This window comes from Treponema sp. R6D11 (assembly GCF_054786075.1).
Window position 1 is genome coordinate 1 of record NZ_BDHD01000887.1, and the last position, 460, is coordinate 460.

Consider the following 460-nt stretch of genomic DNA (forward strand, 5'->3'; position numbering starts at 1 on the left):
GGATATCTCCCCCCTTGCCGAATTCTTTCGCCTTTGCAATGCCCGCCGCCCTTTCCCTTCCCGGTTCCGTTATCGCGTTTCCCAAGGCAGATGCTACTTCTAATAATGGTTGTATCTCCCTACACCCCCAAAGCGACCAAACAACGCACGCAAGAAACGACGCCTTAATTAAAATCGCGGTTATTTTTTTTATCGTATTTTTCATATATAACATCCCTTTTAATAATTAACGCGTTGCCCTAATGACGCTTTTTCCCCTGAAATGTCGACTTCAATATTTTTTACAAAATATGTCATGGAAGCGTTATTAGGCATAGAGTTTACCGTTTCTATCGTTGTGATCTTTTCCGTTTTGGACATTGAATTAACTGTCTCAACAATGGCGGAAAGTTCCTGCGCGGAAAAAGAATTTATTGAATTCATCAGGGAAATGCTTTCTTTTTCAGACATGGAGGTTAAC

At 41.1% G+C, this 460-nt stretch carries 2 protein-coding genes; both read right to left on the reverse strand.

Going from position 1 to position 460, the window contains the following annotated elements; genetic code table 11:
* The coding region (locus ACYVTD_RS16665; protein WP_461248771.1) for a hypothetical protein at positions 1 to 205 on the reverse strand (205 nt) is incomplete at its 3' end.
* 14 nt (positions 206 to 219) lie between these two features.
* The coding region (locus ACYVTD_RS16670; protein ID WP_461248772.1) for a hypothetical protein at positions 220 to 460 on the reverse strand (241 nt) is incomplete at its 5' end.